1 protein-coding gene is annotated in these 266 nt (G+C 53.0%); it reads right to left on the bottom strand.

Features of this window, described 5'->3' with window-relative positions:
- Positions 1-110: 110 nt before the first annotated feature.
- The coding region (locus ALO43_RS30290) for a MucB/RseB C-terminal domain-containing protein (protein ID WP_174518512.1) at positions 111-266 on the bottom strand (156 nt) is incomplete at its 5' end.

Genomic DNA, 266 nt, shown 5'->3' with positions numbered 1-266 from the left:
CCTCACCAAACATTTCAGTACCTGCGCCCAAGCCAGGTTGAATGCGCCCTGGCGACTCTTGAAACCCAGGATGAAAATTTTTACATCCTGGAATTCGTGACTTCAAATGTTTATTTTTTGGCTGGAGATTCGTCGTTACGCATCGACAAGGCTATACGCTCGGCGGTGCCCATCGGTATTTCTCCGACGACCGTCACCATCATGTCGCCCTGCGGTGTTGTGAGACGACGCGAGACCGCCACTGTCGGGCCTAGCTGAGTGCGAAT

The sequence above is a fragment of the Pseudomonas tremae genome (assembly GCF_001401155.1).
GTDB classification, from domain to species: Bacteria; Pseudomonadota; Gammaproteobacteria; order Pseudomonadales; family Pseudomonadaceae; genus Aquipseudomonas; species Aquipseudomonas tremae.
Note: the sequence above shows the minus strand (reverse complement) of the source record. Positions and strands in the feature narration are given on the sequence as shown.